At 73.8% G+C, this 17,375-nt stretch carries 14 protein-coding genes; 7 read left to right on the forward strand and 7 right to left on the reverse strand.

The genetic code is table 11. The annotated features are described in order from the left end of the window. Nucleotides 1-84: 84 nt before the first annotated feature. Complete coding sequence (locus ACEXOX_RS29135; RefSeq protein WP_406524096.1) at nt 85-534, forward strand: hypothetical protein; 450 nt, start codon at nt 85-87, stop codon at nt 532-534. Nucleotides 535-585: 51 nt separating this feature from the next. Continuing rightward, complete coding sequence (gene purU / locus ACEXOX_RS29140; protein WP_406524097.1) at nt 586-1,458, forward strand: formyltetrahydrofolate deformylase; 873 nt, start codon at nt 586-588, stop codon at nt 1,456-1,458. A 48-nt stretch (nt 1,459-1,506) separates the two neighbouring features. Here purU and ACEXOX_RS29145 read toward each other — a convergent pair whose 3' ends face one another. Both ACEXOX_RS29145 and ACEXOX_RS29150 read right to left on the reverse strand, forming a co-directional pair. After that, a complete protein-coding gene (locus tag ACEXOX_RS29145) occupies nt 1,507-2,832 on the reverse strand; it encodes a zf-HC2 domain-containing protein (RefSeq protein ID WP_406526502.1) in 1,326 nt (441 codons plus the stop codon). 188 nt (nt 2,833-3,020) lie between these two features. Beyond that, the gene (locus tag ACEXOX_RS29150; protein WP_406524098.1) at nt 3,021-3,632 is read right to left on the reverse strand and encodes a sigma-70 family RNA polymerase sigma factor; all 612 of its coding nucleotides are present in this window, start codon (nt 3,630-3,632) and stop codon (nt 3,021-3,023) included. Nucleotides 3,633-4,036: 404 nt separating this feature from the next. On the opposite strand from ACEXOX_RS29150, the gene ACEXOX_RS29155 reads away from it, so the two are divergent. Further along, the gene (locus ACEXOX_RS29155; protein WP_406524099.1) at nt 4,037-4,411 is read left to right on the forward strand and encodes an STAS domain-containing protein; all 375 of its coding nucleotides are present in this window, start codon (nt 4,037-4,039) and stop codon (nt 4,409-4,411) included. A gap of 199 nt (nt 4,412-4,610) precedes the next feature. Here the strand turns inward: ACEXOX_RS29155 and ACEXOX_RS29160 are convergent, their stop codons facing one another. Beyond that, a complete protein-coding gene (locus ACEXOX_RS29160; protein WP_406526503.1) occupies nt 4,611-5,729 on the reverse strand; it encodes a sensor histidine kinase in 1,119 nt (372 codons plus the stop codon). A gap of 68 nt (nt 5,730-5,797) precedes the next feature. Then, entirely contained in the window at nt 5,798-6,451 is a 654-nt protein-coding gene (locus tag ACEXOX_RS29165) for a response regulator (RefSeq protein WP_406524100.1), read from the reverse strand. A gap of 328 nt (nt 6,452-6,779) precedes the next feature. Here ACEXOX_RS29165 and ACEXOX_RS29170 point away from each other — a divergent pair, with 328 nt between their 5' ends. Continuing rightward, nucleotides 6,780-8,021 carry a M64 family metallopeptidase gene (locus tag ACEXOX_RS29170; protein WP_406524101.1) on the forward strand — a complete coding sequence of 414 codons (1,242 nt, stop codon included), beginning with the start codon at nt 6,780-6,782 and terminating at the stop codon, nt 8,019-8,021. Here ACEXOX_RS29170 and ACEXOX_RS29175 read toward each other — a convergent pair. Then, on the reverse strand, nt 7,963-9,072 hold the full coding sequence (locus tag ACEXOX_RS29175) for a hypothetical protein (protein WP_406524102.1): 1,110 nt from the start codon (nt 9,070-9,072) through the stop codon (nt 7,963-7,965). The genes ACEXOX_RS29170 and ACEXOX_RS29175 overlap by 59 nt on opposite strands. 330 nt (nt 9,073-9,402) lie before the next feature. Between ACEXOX_RS29175 and ACEXOX_RS29180 the strand changes: the two genes are divergently transcribed. The 3 genes from ACEXOX_RS29180 to ACEXOX_RS29190 all read left to right on the forward strand — a co-directional run bounded on the left by ACEXOX_RS29180 (nt 9,403) and on the right by ACEXOX_RS29190 (nt 14,875). Then, nucleotides 9,403-11,088, forward strand: coding sequence for a serine/threonine-protein kinase (locus tag ACEXOX_RS29180; protein ID WP_406524103.1), 1,686 nt, complete (start codon nt 9,403-9,405; stop codon nt 11,086-11,088). 230 nt (nt 11,089-11,318) lie between these two features. Beyond that, nucleotides 11,319-12,983, forward strand: a complete 1,665-nt coding sequence (locus ACEXOX_RS29185) for a succinic semialdehyde dehydrogenase (RefSeq protein WP_406524104.1) — start codon at nt 11,319-11,321, stop codon at nt 12,981-12,983. Nucleotides 12,984-13,036: 53 nt separating this feature from the next. Beyond that, entirely contained in the window at nt 13,037-14,875 is a 1,839-nt protein-coding gene (locus ACEXOX_RS29190) for a GMC family oxidoreductase N-terminal domain-containing protein (RefSeq protein WP_406524105.1), read from the forward strand. Nucleotides 14,876-14,905: 30 nt separating this feature from the next. Here the strand turns inward: ACEXOX_RS29190 and ACEXOX_RS29195 are convergent, their stop codons facing one another. Together ACEXOX_RS29195 and ACEXOX_RS29200 are read right to left on the reverse strand one after the other, a co-directional pair. Next, nucleotides 14,906-15,940, reverse strand: a complete 1,035-nt coding sequence (locus ACEXOX_RS29195) for an LPXTG cell wall anchor domain-containing protein (protein ID WP_406524106.1) — start codon at nt 15,938-15,940, stop codon at nt 14,906-14,908. Between the two features lie 807 nt (nt 15,941-16,747). Beyond that, nucleotides 16,748-17,134, reverse strand: coding sequence for a chorismate mutase (locus ACEXOX_RS29200; RefSeq protein ID WP_406524107.1), 387 nt, complete (start codon nt 17,132-17,134; stop codon nt 16,748-16,750). Nucleotides 17,135-17,375: the final 241 nt, after the last annotated feature.

Raw genomic sequence — 17,375 nt, forward strand, 5'->3', positions numbered from 1 at the left:
TCGGCGGAGAACGTACGATCGAATACTGTGCAAGGTTCGGAGAAGTCTTCCCGTCGCGGCCGTCGCTCGACCACCATGGGCGCCATGCCGCTGACCGACATGCCGTGGTGGCGCTGGCGCAGCAATGTGCGCTCCGCGCTGCACATGCTTTCCGACCCCGTCTTCCAGCGGGAGACCTGGCTGGCCGGTCTCCCGGGCTACGGGGACGTCACCGACGCCGTCTACCGGCTCGTCGAAGACACCTGGCTGGACAACTGGTCCGCCGAGAAGTACGTCGGCACGATCTTCCGCGACTCCCAGGAGGCGTCGCTGGTCGACGTCGCCGTCCTGCGGGTGCTGCGCATCATGCACCAGGTCGGCCCGGACGCCCCGGTGACCGCCTACCTGGAGCACCACGGCTGGCCGGAGGCGGTACGGGCCGCGCGCGACGCGCACGTACGGATGGCCACGGCGGACAGCGAGGACCCGGACGTGGCGCCGCACTCGCTCGAAGTCCTGGCGATCATGACGCGGGGGCAGGGCGCCCCGGCCTGAGACGCGGGAGCGGGACGGACCACGGCCGGGAATGTGCGACCCTATGAGGTCATGAGCGACTCGCAGCCCAGTACCCCCGACCAGTACGTCCTCACCCTCTCCTGCCCGGACAAGCAGGGCATCGTGCACGCGGTGTCCAGCTACCTGTTCATGACCGGTTGCAACATCGAGGACAGCCAGCAGTTCGGGGACCACGACACCGGGCTCTTCTTCATGCGGGTCCACTTCAGCGCGGACGCCACGGTCAGCGTGGAGAAGCTGCGTGCCAGCTTCGCCGCGGTCGGCGACTCCTTCCAGATGGACTGGCAGATCCACCGCGCCGACGAGAAGATGCGCATCGTGCTGATGGTGTCCAAGTTCGGGCACTGCCTCAACGACCTGCTCTTCCGCTCCCGGATCGGCGCGCTGCCGGTCGAGATCGCGGCCGTGGTCTCCAACCACACCGACTTCGCCGAGCTGGCCGGCTCCTACGGCATCCCCTTCCACCACATCCCGGTGACGAAGGACACCAAGGCCGCCGCCGAGGCGCGGCTGCTGGAGCTGGTGCGCGAGGAGAACGTCGAGCTGGTCGTACTGGCCCGCTACATGCAGGTGCTCTCCGACGACCTGTGCAAGGCGCTGTCCGGGCGGATCATCAACATCCACCACTCCTTCCTGCCGAGCTTCAAGGGCGCCAAGCCCTACCACCAGGCGCACGCGCGCGGTGTGAAGCTCATCGGCGCCACCGCGCACTACGTCACGGCGGACCTCGACGAGGGCCCGATCATCGAGCAGGAGGTCGAGCGCGTCGGCCACGGCGTCACGCCGGACCAGCTCGTGGCGGTCGGCCGGGACGTGGAGTGCCGGGCCCTGGCGCGCGCCGTGCAGTGGCACAGCGAGCGCCGCGTCCTGCTCAACGGCTCGCGCACGGTCGTCTTCGCGTAACGAGCGGCCGCTGCCCGTGCCCCCGGCGGGGCACGGGCTCGCTCACGCTCACAGCCGGGAGAGCGACGCCGTGGCGAACAGGACGTCGCGGATCGCCTCCGGCTCGCCGTGCTGTCCGGCGGCCGTCTCCTCCGGAGGGACGTGCCCGGCCGCGAGCTGGCAGAACTCCATGCTGTCCAGCGCGATGTGCGCGACCGTGCGGTCCGGTGTGCCGACGGCTCCCGGCGAGTCCAGGGGTATGTACCAGTGCCCGCCGCCGCAGCCCTCGACCTCCAGGTGCAGCGTACGGCCGGGCGCGCCCGCCTCGACCAGGTGCCGCGGCGGCGGCGCCAGCCCGGCCCGGCGCCGGGAGGCCAGCGCGCGGGGCAGCAGCCGGGCCGCCAGGTCGACCATGAGGTGCAGATGCCCGGCGGCCGGGGCCTCGTACGGGTAGTCCACCGCCTCGGCGATGTCGCCCGCGTGCACCCAGCACTCGAAGGCGCGGTCCAGGAAGGCGTCGCGCAGCGGCAGCCGGGCGCCGCCCCCGTACGGCACGGCCAGTTCGGTGACGCCGTGGCCGGCGAAGGAGACCGTCCGGATCAGGGTGTGGCTCTGGTCGCGCCACGGTGTGCGGGTGGCGTGCGGGGCGCGGCCGTCCGCGATCGCCTGCCAGCAGGCCTCCGTACGGTCGCGGGGCCCGGCCGGTCCGTGCGGGGCGGCGGCGCCCAGCGGGTCGCCGAGGCCGAGCGCGGTGGCGACCAGGCCGTCCACCGCCATCAGATGCCCGATGACCCCGGCCACGGTGGTGCGCCGCTCGGCGGCCCGCTCGTCCTCGAACCAGCGCAGCCGCACCGGAGCCTGCCACTCCGCCTCGCCCATGTCGCTGAGCAGCGCGTCCAGCTTGGCCGTCTCGGCGTCGTACGGAGCCGCCCACTCCGGAACCGGGATACGGGCCGGACGCCGCCCCAGGCAGCCCTCCAGCACCCGCGAGCGCAGCAGCGGGTCGAGGTCCAGCGGGTCGGCCGGATGCAGCAGGCCGACCGCGTCCCGCAGGCGCAGCGCCTCGTCCGCGCAGGGCGCGCAGTCCGTCAGGTGGTCCTCGACGGCGGCCGTCTCCTCGGCGGAACAGGCGGCCAGGGCCCAGGCGCCCAGCAGGGACTTCAGGACCCGGTGGGGAGGCGGCGCGGGGGCGGGTCCGCTCCCGGCGTTCGCGGGGGCGGTCGCCGGTTCCGGTGCCGCCGGTTCCGGTGTCGACGGTTCTGGTTCCGGTTCCGGTTCTGAGGGTTCCGGTTCTGGTTCCGGCGCCGGTGGTTCCGAGGGGGACGGTTCCGCCGCGGGCGGGGTCGCGTCGGGCAGCGGTCCGTCGTCCTCGGCCGCGGTGCGCGGGGACGGTATACGGGGCGGGCCGCCGGGGCGGGACGCGCCACCGGTGCCCGGCCCTTGCGGTACGCCGGGATCGTGCGGGTCGTCCGGGTCGCGCCGGACGGTCGGGTCGTGCGGACCGTCCGCGTCGCGCCGGGCGTTCGGGGCGGCCGGGTCGCGTGGATCGTCCGGGTCGCGCCGGTCCCACTCCTCCGGGCCGTTCACGGCTGCCGTCCGGGGGCGGGGCCGCTCGGCGGGGACTCCGCCGGCCGCGCGGGCGGCAGGGCCTGGTGGTTGTGCGCGGTGGACAGCAGTTGCAGGCCCAGCCGCAGCCGCCGCCGGGCCTCGTCCTCGGTGACGCCGAGGTCGGCGGCGGTCTGGCGGTAGTCACGGCGCTGGAAGTAGGCCAGCTCCAGGGCGGCACGCAGCGGGGCGGGCATGGACGTGACGATGTAGTCGGCGCGGGCGGCGGTGGAGGCGGCGCGGATCTGGCGTTCCAGCTCGGCGGGCTCGGGGGCGTCCTCGCCGCGGTCCCGGGCCGAGGCGGCCCCGGCCTGCCGCAGCCGGTGCACGGACTGGCGGTGGGCGAGCTGGGCCACCCAGGAGCGCAGCGACCCCTGTTTGGGGTCGTAGGAGTCGGGGTTCTCCCAGATGTAGCCGAAGACCTCACGGGTGATGCGGTCGGCGGCGGTCTCGCTGCCGAGGACCCGGCGGGCAAGGCTGTGCACAAGCGAAGCGAACCGGTCGTACAGCTCGCCGAGCGCGGCCGCCTCGCCGCGCGCCAGCCGCTGCTGCATCCGCCTGTCCCAGCGCGGTGGTGCGTCATGTCCCATCCGGCCCCCATCCCTCGCCGCCGCCGTGCCCCGCGGTCCCGCACTCCACCGTGCCATCGAATGTAGTGGTCCGGTCCGACATTGTTGCCCCTTTGCGGCAAACCCGCCCTGTCGGTGGTCCACGGATGGTATGGAGACGGTCACTTTTGGTGGTATTGCCCGCTCACAGTGGATCGAAGCGCAACCGTTCGCGTCTGTATCTGTCGATGTGTTATCCGTGTGTGACCGGTTCCGGGGGAAAGTTCCCCGCTCACTGGGCATAGCCTTGGAGAGGAACGGTCCGTTGCGCACAGAATTCTGAAGAGTTTCAGGGGAGAACGGCCGGGCAGTCGAGGCGGGAAGGGCGCATTCCGGTGGGTATCGGGAAGTGTCCCGTCCGCAAGCGAGCGAAAGGCTTCGAGCGCGTGTCGTTGAAGGTGGCAGAAGGCGTGCAGGGCCGCTGGGCCGTGTTGCAGGTCTCCGGTGAGATGGACCTGGTCACGTCGCCGGCGGTGCGCCAGCACGTGCACGACGCGGTCGCGGAGGGCCGCCGCAGCGTGGTGCTCGACCTCTCCGAGGTCCAGTTCTGCGACTCCAGCGGCGTCGGCGTGCTGATCGCCGCCCGTCGGCTGATGCGGTCCTGCCAGGGGCGGCTGCGGCTGATCCTGCCCGCGCAGGGCGCGGTGGACGGCTCGCACGTCAACCGGGTGCTCGCGGCGCTCGGCGTGCGCCGTCTCTTCGAGGTCTACCCGGACCTGGACACGGCCGTCGACGAGGCGGCCGCCCCGCTGTCCGCGTAACTCCGCGCGGCCCGCCGGGGGCGGGGTGCCGGGCGGCGGGCCCCGTCGGTCGACGATGGCGCAGAGTTGTCCATGAATTACCCAACGTGATGGAAAGTGGAGCGGGATCCGCCTTTCCTTCTCCTGATCAATTCAACTCGCCATAAACACGGCGGAATCCGCGCCCCGCATCCTCTCTCCGCACCCTCGCCCCACATCCTCACCCCGCACCCCGGGGAAATTCCGCCCGCACGAGAAATCCCCCGTCCGCCGTGTGCCCGGCCTCCAGCAGTCCGCCCAGGCTCTGGGCGCGCTCGCGCAGGCCGACCAGGCCGTGGCCCCCGCCCGGCAGCGCCGGGGCGGGTGCCGAGGTGTCCGGCGGCCCGTTGCGCACCTCCACCCGCAGCCCTTGCGGGGCCACCGGCTCCCCGTCGCGGGCGTCCGGCTCCGCCCCCACCGCCGCGACCCGCACCCGTACCCGCGCGCCCGGCGCGTGCTTGCGTACGTTGGTCAGCGCCTCCTGGACGGTACGGAAGGCCGCCCGTTCCACGGCCTTGGCCCCGGCCGCCCCGTCCGGCACCTCGTGCTCGTACACGACGTCCAGGGCGCTCATCTCGATCAGCCGCGGCAGTTCGGCCAGGTCCGGCTGCGGTGCCGGTCCCCGCGCGTCCGTGCTGCCGCCGCCGGCCGCCCGCAGGATGCCGACCATGTGCCGCAGTTCCTCCAGGGTCCGTACGGACAGCTCGCGGATCGTCCGGGCCGCCTCCCGTACGGCGTCCTCCCCGGCGCTCACCTGCACCGCCCCGGCCTGGAGGCTGATCAGGCTCACCTGGTGCGCGACCACGTCGTGCATCTCGCGGGCCAGCCGCGCGCGCTCGGTGGCCAGCACCCGGTCCGCGTTCAGCCGGTCCTCGCGGCGCAGGCTGCGGGTCAGGTCGTCGACCCGGGCGGCGAGTTCGCGGCGGGTGCGCACCAGCAGGCCCAGCGCGATGGGCGCGGCGGAGGTCACCGTCGCGTCGATCAGCACCTGGATGTTCTCGCGGTACGCGCCCGGGTCCAGGTCGGAGAGCGGGTACGGGAGGCAGTGCGCGGCGATCAGCAGCGCGGCGCAGGCGCCGAGCCGGGCGCGGCCGGGGCGCTGTGCGGCGAGGGTGTAGAGGGCGATCATCGGCGCGAACCAGATGTAGCCGATGTAGAGGCCGGGGAGGGTGCCGAGGAAGACGGCGAGCGGCAGCCGGCGCCGCAGCAGCAGCGCGGCGGCGGCGACCAGGGAGACGCCCAACTCCAGGCCCAGGTCCAGGCCGTTGACGAGGAAGGCGTCCACCATGGACAGCAGCATCGGCACGGCCAGGGGCGCGACCGCGGGCACGGCCCGGCGTATGCCACCGGGGAGGCCGCCGCCCGCGCTCACCGGGGGCCGCCCGCGACGAGGCCCGCGCGGTCCGCGAGGATCGCCGCCTGGATCCGGTTGAGCCCGCCCAGCTTGCCGAGCAGCGCCCGCACATGGTCCTTGACGGTGCTCGGCGCCAGGCCCATCCGCTCCGCGATCTGCGCGTTGCCCAGGCCCTCGCCGAGCAGCGCCAGCACCTCGGACTCCCGCGGCGTCAGCGCCGCTACGGCGCGGACCGCCGCGGCCTGGTCCTCGGCGGTGAGGAAGCCGCCGATCACGGCCCGGGTGACGCCCGGGTCGAGCACGCTGCCGCCCTCGGCCAGGGTCCGCACGGCCCGTACGAGTTGTCCGGGGTCGGAGTCCTTGAGCAGGAAACCGGCCGCGCCTTCGCGCAGCGCCGCGGTCAGGTACTCCTGCGCGTCGAAGGTCGTCAGCATGGCCACGGCGGGCGGTTCGGGGGCGGCGCGCAGGCCGCGCAGGACGGTCAGCCCGTCCACGTCCGGCATCCGGATGTCGAGCAGTACGACGTCCGCCGCGCTGTCCAGCACGGTGTCCACGGCCTCGCCGCCGCCGCAGTCCGCGACCGTCTCGATGTCCGGGGCGGTGCCCAGGATCATCCGCAGCCCGGATCTGACCAGCCGCTCGTCGTCCACCACCGCGACACGGATCACCGGCCGCCCCTCTCTGCATCGCGTCCATGGGCCTGCCCGCCGCACACCGTGGCCCACCCCCGCCGGACGGCGGGGGTCGGTGCACGACCTGCGGAGGATGCCGTGAGGCGGCGCCCGCGGGCAGAGTGCCTTTCATGCTGCACCACCGAGGAGGCCACGAGCCGCCGAGGCGGTGCAGCTCACAGTGACGGCCGCCGCGACCCCCACACGTGGCGGCCGTCGCCGTCGAGCCCCGTGGGCCCGGTCCGCACCGGTGACCTGCCCGGCGCCGGTCACCTCCGGACAACTTCCGCCCCGCCCGTTGCCTCCCGTCACGGCCGCCTCTAGGTTGGCCGCGATCCGCCGTACGCCCGCCCGTTGGGCGCCGCGCGGGCCACCACCCCCTCGGAGCACGGCCCCCCCGGGGCACGGCTCGGCATCGCTTCGGAGGCTTCTTCGTGCACAGACCCCGGCGTATCCCCACACCGCCCGGCACCTCCATACGGACCCGCATACGGAACCGGGCGGCCACCCGACGCCGTACGGGCGTCCGCGTGGCCGCCGCCGCGGCCGGCCTCGTGCTCGTCGGCGGCATGGCGGCCACCGCCCCCGCCGCGTCGGCTTCCCCCGCCGCCGCTTCGGCGCCCCTTCCGCGGCCGCCCGTACCCAGCAGGTCGAGTACTTCACCCCGCAGGGGCACCCCCGGCACACCACCGTCCCGGTCGCCACGCCCAAGAGCCTGCTGAGCGCCCACCGCGCGCGCTCCGCCGCCGAGCTGGCCGCCGACGGCACCGTGACCTCGGTCGTCCGCAACGGCCCCACCGACAAGAAGGTCGACGTCGTCGTCATCGGCGACGGTTACACGCTCGCCCAGCAGAAGGACTTCCACGCCGACGCCAAGGCCAAGTGGGCGCAGATATCCGCCGTCGAGCCGTACGCCTCGAACCGCTCGCTGTTCAACGTCTGGACCGTGGACGCCGTCTCCAACCAGTCCGGCGTCTCCGGCGACCCGGCCAAGGGCGTGGTCAAGGACACCGCGCTGGACGCCCGCTTCTGGTGCGACGACATCGAGCGCCTGCTGTGCGTGGACACCGGCAAGGTCGAGTCGTACGCCTCCAAGGCCCCGGACGCCGACCTCGTGCTCGTCCTCGGCAACTCCGCCAAGTACGGCGGCGCGGGCTACAACGGCATCACCTCGTCCGTCGGGTACGACGGCATCGCCACCGCCTCCTCCGACCACCGCGACTCCGCGCAGGTGGCGGTGCACGAGACGGGGCACTCCCTCGGGAAGCTGGCCGACGAGTACGTGTACGACACCAACGGCACGTACAGCGGACCGGAGCCGGACGCGCCCAACATCACCAGGATGAGCGTCGCGGAGATGAAGGCCAAGAAGGCCAAGTGGTACCGCTACCTCGGCCAGAATTCGCCGGACGGCGGCAAGGTCGGCGCCTTCGAGGGCGGCGGCTACTACCCGCGCGGCCTCAACCGGCCCACCGAGAACTCGATCATGCGGACCCTGGGCCGGGAGTTCAACCTGCCCGGCCGTCAGGCGATGATCGACGGTTTCCACCGCCATACGGGCCGCTGACCCGGGACTCGTACGCGCCGTAGGCACTGAACGAGCGGCCGGTCGCCAGGACCACCACCGAGGTCGTGGCGGCCAGTTCGTACGCCGTGATCACCAGCGACGCCGCGCTCTCGCCCGTGACGAGCGGGCCGCCGAAGAACCCGGTGACGGTCAGCAGGACCACCGTCCGCACGGTCAGGTACAGCTCGACCGCGGCGAACACCAGGAGGGCGCCGCGCACGTCACGGTTGCTGCGGACGGCGAGCACGCCGAGCACCAGCAGGACGGTGACCGACGAGAGCGTGGTGAACTCGCCGGACTGCGAGAGCTGGACGACGTCGCCGGTCGCGGAGCCGTCCACCGCCCGGCGCAGATAGGTGGCCAGGCCGATGTGCTCCTCGGCCGTGCCCCACGCAGCCCAGACGAGCCGGGTCGCGCCCATGACGAGGAAGAGCACTCCGCAGATACGGGAGAGCCGGCGCCGCCACCAGGAGTCGGCGTCGGCGCACGACCGTTTTGTCGCCTCTGTCCGGGTGTCGTCCTCCCCGCCGTCCGCGGCGGCCCCGGCCGCCCCCGGCCGTTCGGTGGCCCGGAGCAGCGCCACGATCACGATCAGGGCGGTCGGCAGCCCCAGGGCCCGGGTCGCCAGCACCCAGCCGCCGAGCGGCTCCAGGGCGTACACGTGCCGGTACCCGGCGTGGCACAGGCCGACGATCTCGCGCGCGGACTGGGCGAGGATCACCCAGCCCAGCAGCAGGGCACCCGTACGCGCCACCCGCCGCAGGGCCAGCGCTCCGGCCGCGACCGCCAGCAGCGCGACGACCAGGGCCCATTCGCCCGGCCCGAGCGTCCACATGAAGAAGGAGGCGCGCGGGTTGAAGAGCCCCTCGAAGAAGTCCCAGACGCTCCCGTCGCCCTGGACGATGCCGTACACCGTCCAGGCGGTCAGCGCGCCGCCGTAGACCGCGAGGGCGGTCCCCGCCGTGCGGTACGCGCGCTCGTGCCCGGCCGCCGCCCGCCCGGGGTCGGCACCGGGCCGGACGTCCACCGCACCGCCGTCCTGCATCACCATGTCCGACCCCCGATCCGCCGCGCCGTGCTCAGAGCCCGGGTGCTGCCGACTGCCTGCTTGCCGCTGCCTTGTTGCCACTGCTGTGTGCTGCTGCCGCCTCACTGTGTCAAGGACGGCGGCGGAGGCGGCGGAGGTTCCCCCGCGTGTGTCGTGCGGCACTGCCGTACACGGGGTCACCGTGCCCCACCGCACACCGTCCGGCCAGGCTTCCCACTCCCTGCCCGCGGGCGCGCGCCCCAATCGTGCGCAACCGACCCGTGCGCCTCTCGTCCACCCCGTGTCCCCCCGACATCCGCCGCCTGCGCCCGGCCGTTGGGGCAAGATGACCCCATGGGGAGCTTGCGGGGCGAGGGCCGGCTCATCGCCGGCCGCTACCGCCTGGGCGAACGGCTCGGCCGTGGCGGCATGGGAACGGTCTGGCGCGCCACCGACGAGATGCTGCGCCGCCAGGTCGCGGTCAAGGAACTGCATCTGGACGACGGCCCGGCCGGCGCGGACCCCGAAGCGGAACGGGCGCGCGCGATGCGCGAGGCCCGCTCGGTCGCGCGGATCAAGCACCCGAACGTGATCGTCCTGCACGACGTCGTCGAACAGGACGCGCGCCCCTGGATCGTCATGGAGCTGGTCGACGGCGCCTCCCTCGACGACCGGCTGTCCGGCGGCGGCCCGCTGGCGCCCCGCGAGGCGGCGCGCATCGGCCTGGCCCTGCTCGGCGCGCTGCGCGTGGCGCACGCGCGCGGCGTCCTGCACCGCGACATCAAACCCGCCAACGTCCTGCTGGAGGAGGGCACCGGGCGCGTCGTCCTGACCGACTTCGGCGTCGCCCAGCTCCCCGGCAGCCCGACGCTGACCGAGGCCGGCGGCTTCGTCGGCTCGCCCGAGTACACCGCGCCCGAGCGGATGGCCGGCCGGCACGCCGGGCCGGCGGCGGACCTGTGGTCGGTCGGTGTGCTGCTGTGCGCGGCGCTCAGCGGGCGGTCGCCGTTCCACCGCGACTCGCTGGGCGGCGTGCTGAGCGCGGTCGTGCACGACGAGATCGAACTGCCGGAACCGGCCCGCCCCCTCCTGGCCGTGGTCCGCGGCCTGCTGGAACGCGACCCGGAGCGGCGGCTGGACATCCCGGGCACCGAACGGCTGTTGCGCGGCTACCTCCAGTCGGGCCGCGCGCCCGAGACCCCGCCGCCCCCGCCCGCCGCACCCGAGCGCCCGGTGCCCGCGCCGGAGCCGGGCCGTACGCACGGTGTTCCGATACCGGACGCCCTGGCGAACCGCGCGCTGGCCGCCGCGGCCCGCCCGCACACCGGACGGGCGCGCACCGCTTTCCTGGTGGGCCTGGCGGTGTGTGTGCTGGCGGGGGTGGGGGTGGGGCTCGCGGCGCTGTTTCTCAGGGACGGGGGTGAGGGTGGGGACGGCAAGGGCGGCGGGCACCGGGCGACGCAGTCGCCGCCGTCGCCATCAGCGTCGCCGTCTCCGTCTCCGTCTCCGTCTCCGTCATCGTCTCCGTCTCCGTCGCAGGAACGTTCGGGCACCCCTGGTACGGCCGCCACCGCCACCGTCCCACCGGGTTACGTCATGGTGCGCGACCCGCTCGGCTTCGCCCTCGCCGTCCCCGAAGGCTCCACCCGCTCGTACGAGAAACCCCGCGTCTTCTACTCCTCCGAGGGCAGGCGCTACCGGCTCGGCATCCGTCTCAGGGAAGCCACCCCCGCCGGGCCGCTCGACACCCTGCGCCACGCCCACGCGAAAGGCCCCGACCAGTACCCCGGGTACCGCGACGGCACGGTCACGCGCGCCACGCACCGCGGCCTGCCCGCGGCCCGGTGGGAGTTCACCTGGGACGGCGGGCCGGAGGACGGCGGCCCCCGGCACACCTTCGACCTCCTCTGGGAGGAGAGCGGCAGGACGTACGACGTCTGGGTCTCGGCGCCGCTCGCCGAACGCGACCGGGCGAAACGGCACTTCACGGTCGCGTCGCGGACGTTCCATCCGGTAGGCGTCGGCTCCCCGGCACGGTGACGGGGCCCGTCCCCGCCGTACCGTTCGCCGCAAGCGCCGGGGACCCGTATGCGCACCGCCCCCATACCGCTCGGGTGCCGCCCGCGCCCCGTCCCCCGCTTCGCCCCGCACCCCTAACCCCCAGCACAGCGCCCTTGTGGCCAGCAAACACTGGCGCGATTGTGCCCACCGCGTGAAAACTCGTTACCGGTGGGTACCCAAAGCGTCCGGCGCGTCATACGCTCGCCCGCATGACGGACTCGCAGGACACCGGAACCCGCTCCGCCGCACCCGTCGGCGCCGCGCCCGCCGCCGACCGGGACGCCCCCGCGGGCGGCAACCCCGTCGCCCGCGCCGCCGCCGGCACCCGTACCGCCGCCGACGTGGTCACCCCGCACCTGGTCACCCGCCTCACCCGCGGCGTCACCGGCAGCGGCCGGACCGCCAACCACACGCCGTTCACCGGCGAGAAGCTGGCGGACCTGCCCGAGTCCACGCCCGAGGACGTCGCCACCGCCTTCGAGCGGGCCCGTACCGCCCAGCGCGCCTGGGCCGAGGTGCCCGTACGGCAGCGCGCCGCCGTCCTGCTGCGCTTCCACGACCTGATGCTCCGCCGCCAGGCCGAGGTGCTGGACCTGATCCAGCTGGAGACCGGCAAGGCCCGGCTGCACGCCCACGAGGAGATCCAGGCCGTCGCCGTCGCGGCCCGCCACTACGGCCGCAAGGCACCCGCGTACCTGCGCCCCCGGAGCCACACCGGTGTCGTGCCGACCCTCACCAAGGTCACCGAACTGCGGCAGCCACGCGGGGTCGTGGGGCAGATCGCGCCCTGGAACTACCCCTTCGAGCTGTCGGTCGGCGACGCGCTGCCCGCCTTCGCCGCCGGCAACGCCGTCGTCATGAAGCCCGACACGGAGACCGCGCTGACCGCCCTGTGGGCCCGCGAGCAGCTCATCGAGGCCGGGCTGCCCCCGGAGGTCTGGCAGGTCGTCCTCGGCGACGGCCCGGTCGTCGGCCCCGAGGTCGTCAAGCACGCCGACTACGTCTCCTTCACCGGCTCCACCCGCACCGGCCGCGAGGTGGCCCAGGGCGCCGCCGCCCGCCTGGTCGGCGTCTCCCTCGAACTCGGCGGCAAGAACGCCATGCTGGTGCTGGACGACGCCGACGTGGACAAGGCCGCCGCGGGCGCTGTACGCGGCTGCTTCTCCTCGGCCGGCCAGCTGTGCATCTCCATCGAGCGGCTGTACGTCCACGCGTCCATAGCCGACGCCTTCGTGGAGCGCTTCGCCGCCCGCACGAAGGCGATGCGCCTGGGCAGTGCCCTCGCCTACGGCGCCGACATGGGCTCGCTGGTCGGCGAACGCCAGCTGGAGACCGTCACCCGGCACGTGGACGAGGCCGTCGCCAAGGGCGCCACCCTGGTCGCCGGCGGGCGTGCCCGCCCGGACATCGGCCCGCTGTTCTACGAGCCCACCATCCTGGACGGCGTCGAGTCCCCGATGGCCGTCTGCGAGGAGGAGACCTTCGGGCCGGTCGTCTCGGTCTACCGGTTCACCGACGAGGACGAGGCCGTGGCGCGCGCCAACGCCACGCCGTACGGCCTGAACTCCAGCGTCTGGACCAAGGACGGCCGCCGCGGCCGCGCCGTCGCCGCCCGGCTGCGTACCGGCACCGTCAACGTCAACGAGGCGTACGCCGCGGCCTACGGCAGCGTCCAGTCCCCGATGGGCGGCATGGGCGACTCCGGCCTCGGCCGCCGTCACGGCTCCGAGGGCATCCTGAAGTACACCGAGGCCCAGACCGTCGCCCACCAGCGCCTCATGCCGCTCGCCCCGTCGTTCGGCATGGACGACGAGAAGTACGCGGCGTTCATGACCCGCAGCCTGCGCGCGATGAAGGCGTTGCGCCTCCGCTGAGCCGCCGCCGTGACACGGGCCCGCGGGCCCGCCCGAGAAGCAAGGGAGTGCCAGTGCCCCAGGACCACCCTGCCCAGAAACAGCGCGACACCTGCGACGAGGGTGACGACTACGACGTCCTCGTCATCGGCTCGGGCTTCGGCGGCTCCGTCTCCGCGCTCCGCCTGACCGAGAAGGGCTACCGCGTCGGCGTCCTGGAGGCCGGGCGCCGCTTCACCCGCGCCACGCTGCCCAAGAACTCGTGGGACCTGAAGAACTACCTGTGGGCGCCTGCCCTCGGCTGCTACGGCATCCAGCGCGTGCACCTGCTCGGCAACGTCATGGTCCTGGCGGGCGCCGGCGTCGGCGGCGGCTCGCTGAACTACGCCAACACCCTCTACGTACCGCCGAAACAGTTCTTCGAGGACCCGCAGTGGGGGCACCTCACCGACTGGCAGGACGAGCTGAAGCCGTACTACGACCAGGCGCGGCGGATGCTCGGCGTCCGCCTCAACCCGACCATGACCCCCTCGGACGTCCACCTCAGGGCCACCGCCGAGAAGATGGGCGTCGGCGACTCCTTCCACCTGGCGCCGGTCGGCGTCTTCTTCGGCGACGGCCGGGACGCCGACGGTACGGCGCGGACCGCCCCCGGTACCGAGGTCCCCGACCCGTACTTCGGCGGCGCGGGCCCCGCCCGTACGGCCTGCACCGAATGCGGCGAGTGCATGACCGGCTGCCGGCACGGCGCCAAGAACACCCTCAACGAGAACTACCTCCACCTCGCCGAGCGGGCCGGTGCCGTCATCCACCCGATGACGTCCGTGGTCACCGTCACCGAGGACTCCCGCGGCGGCTTCGCCGTCGGCACGCTGCCCACCGACGACAAGCGCAAGGGCAAGGGCCGCACGTTCACCGCCCGCCGGGTGGTCGTCGCCGCCGGTACGTACGGCACCCAGACGCTCCTGCACCGGATGAAGGACAGCGGCCTGCTGCCCCGGATCTCCGGCCGGCTGGGCGAGCTGACCCGCACCAACTCCGAAGCGCTGGTCGGCGCGCAGACCGACGACCGCCGCTACCGCAAGGCGCACGGCGCGCCGAAGGCCGACTTCACCCGCGGCGTCGCGATCACCTCGTCCATCCACCCGAACGACAGCACCCACATCGAGCCGGTCCGTTACGGCAAGGGCTCCAACGCGATGGGCAGCCTCTCCATCCTTCAGGTCCCGATCGCGTCCCGCGCGCCTCGCGCCCTCGCCTGGGCCGCCAACTGCGTACGCCACCCGCTCCTGCTGCTGCGCTCGCTGTCCAACCGCCGCTGGTCCGAGCGGACCATCATCGGCCTGGTCATGCAGTCCCTGGACAACTCCCTGACCACGTACCGCAAGCCCGGCGGCCTCGGCAAAGGGCTGCTCACCGCCCGCCAGGGCCACGGCGCGCCCAACCCCCAGCAGATCCCCGAGGCCACCGCGGCGGCCACCCTGCTCGCCCAGGAGATCAACGGCTTCGCGGGCAGCAACGTCGGCGAGCTGATGGGCACCCCGCTGACCGCGCACTTCCTGGGCGGCTGCCCGATCGGCGAGGACGCGGACCACGGCGTGATCGACCCGTACCACCGGCTGTACGGGCACCCCGGCATCTCGGTGGTCGACGGTTCGGCGGTCTCCGCGAACCTCGGCGTCAACCCGTCGCTGACCATCACCGCACAGGCCGAACGCGCCATGTCGTTGTGGCCGAACAAGGGCGAGGCGGACCCCCGTCCCGCGCCGGGCCGTGCCTACCAGCGGCTGTCCGCGGTGGCGCCGCACCGCCCGGCCGTGCCGGAGGAGGCGTTCGCGGCGCTGCGGCTGCCGCTGCTGCCCGTACCGGCCGTCCCGCCGAAGCCGCAGGTCACGGCCCCGGCGGAGAGCTGACCCACGTCTTTGACCGTTTCTTCCCCGGGCTCAGGCCGCGTCGGCGCCCTTGCGGCGGCGAACGGTGAACACCGCGCCCGCACCGACGGCGACCGCCGCCGCACCCGACAGCGCCAGGGCCGGCAGTCCGGAGGGCGCGCCGGTCTCGGCCAGCCTCCCGGTGACCGGCAACTGCGCCTGCCGCTTCTTCGATCCGCCGTGCGGGGAGGGGTGGTTGGGGCGGGTGCCGGGCCGTCCCTGGGCGTCCGGTACGTGTCCCGGCGGGGTGCTGCCGGCGGGCAGGATGTCGAACGGGTAGTCGGCGGATTCGGAGAAGCCGCACTTCAGGTCCGCGTTCAGGTACCAGCCCACGCTGACCGCGCCGCCGTGGCTGGCGGGCGTCCCGGCGTCGGCCTTCAGCCGCAGCTTGGCCTCCGCGTACTGTCCGGGCCGCAGGCCGTCGGCGTCCCCGATCGAGGCGAAGTAGCCGTCGCCCTCCTCCGGGCCCGCGACCGGCTTCCACTGCCCCGTCGCCGCGTCGAACCATTCGAGCGTCAGGTGCTTGGAGACATCGTCGCCGGTCTTGTTGTCCAGCGCGAAGACCTGCGCGAATGCCTCCACCGACAGGATGTGCCCGGTGGAGGTGTTGGTGGCGCGGTAGGTGAAGTCCACCCACCCGGACCCGGCGACGAGCTTGCTGGGCAGGCCGCGCAGTTCGGCCTTGACCGACCGCTCGCTCGACCAGTCCTCGCACTCCGGGGTGGCGGAGGGGGTGGTCGGCGTGCCCGGCTCCGCGTTCTTCCCGGAGAGCGCCCCTTCGGGCGGGGCCGGTGCGGCGGTCTTCGGCCCGCCCTCGCCCTGCGGCGGCTTGCCGCTCTCACCGGGCGCGGGGGATCCGGAGGTCCCGGACGCGCCGGGCGTCGGCGTCGCGGTCGGTGCGGCGGTGGCGGTGGCGGTGGTGGTCGTGCTGGCCGTCGGCGCCTGCCCGGGCGTCTCGGCGGCGTACGTGGCGGGGGCCGCCAGCAGGGCGGCAGGGGCTGTGGCGGCCGTCGCGGCGACGGCGGCCAGGGCGCGGCGGAGCTTCATCGTGAAGACCTCTCGGAGCCGAAGTGCCGTGAGCACGGCACCGGTTCGGGACGGGCCGTCGCGGTGGGGCGCGGGATGGCCGGGCGGTTGCAGATACTGACCGGCCATGAGCGGAAAAGGTTGCACGCCGCGGCCCGAGCGCCGCGAGTGACGCCGGAATCCTCGCGCGGCGCCTGTCCCCGTACACAGCGAAGGGCCCCGGGACGCCGCCCGCGAGGGGGGTGCGGACGGCCGCGGGGCCCTTGGCTTTCGGCGCCGGCGTCAGGGCAGCGTCGGCGCCGAGGGTGCGGCGCCGGGGGGGATGGCGCCGCTGGCTCTCAAGTTGTCCGGGGAGGGACCCCCGCGATCGCGGCCTCGGCCGTCTGCCGGCGCCGGTGGCTCCGGCGTCCGTACGCCGTACGGCGGTCCGGACCGCCGACGGCTGCCGTCTCCCGCTCGGGGCACGGCGTGCCGCTTTCACCGCCACGCTCCGGGCACGGTGTGCCGCTCTTCTGCATCGTGCTGGACGCGCCTCATCCGGCGCAACCGTTTCGACCGGATGCGGTCGGCCCCGGGCGTCCCCAGGACCGACCGCCCCATCGGATGTGACCGGGCTGCTGTCCCCTGCTGACCGGTCACGGCACCGTAGCGAGGTCCCACGACGCGGACCGCTCCAAGTCGGTCGGCGTCTCATCGCTCCGGCGGATCCGCCCACGGGCGGCGTCTACGCGTAGTCCTGCAGACCGCACCTGGCTGGCGTGGCATCCGGAACAACGAAGTGCGGCGGGGGCCGTCACGGCGCCGTACGGGTGAGTCGCCGCCCACGGGTCAGATCCGGCCGCGGCACAGCTCCAGCAGCGTCATGGCGAGGGCGGTGCCGGGCCGGCCGAGCTGCCCCCGGTAGTGCTCCAGCACCTCCATCTCGCGCGACAGGTTCACCCGGCGCCCGCCGGAGCCGATGCGCTCGCGCTGGATCACGGCCGAGACGGCCATCCGTTCCTGGACCAGGCCGATGATCCGGCCGTCGAGATCGTCGATCCGCCCGCGGGCGTCCGTGATCACCCCGGCCGCCGCCTCGGTGCGCGCGCCGGTGTCGGGCTTCACCGTGGCCCTGCCCGAGCCCGAGCCCGAGCCCGTGCTCGCACGCACGGCCCTGTCCGTGGCCTTGGCCACAGGAACCGCCGCCGGGTCCGTGATCGCCTGGATACCGCTCATGTCCGTCACTCCTACGGATCATGACCCCGCAGCCGCCGTCCGCACCGCCTACGGCCCGCCGCCCACGGAAAAACCGAGCGCCCCGGGCCTGTACCGGCCCGGGGCGCCTGGGAAGTCGCTCGTCAGTTGATCAAGCAGCACGACCATGGCAGCCGGACGGGCCGGTGCCATAGGTAAAGACGAAGGTCAGCTGCTTGTACATGGCGCCCAGTATGAGCCCGTTAGAATCGAAAGTCCAACC

Origin of the sequence: Streptomyces sp. Ac-502 (assembly GCF_045222935.1) — a bacterium.
Lineage (GTDB): Bacteria > Actinomycetota > Actinomycetes > Streptomycetales > Streptomycetaceae > Streptomyces > Streptomyces monomycini.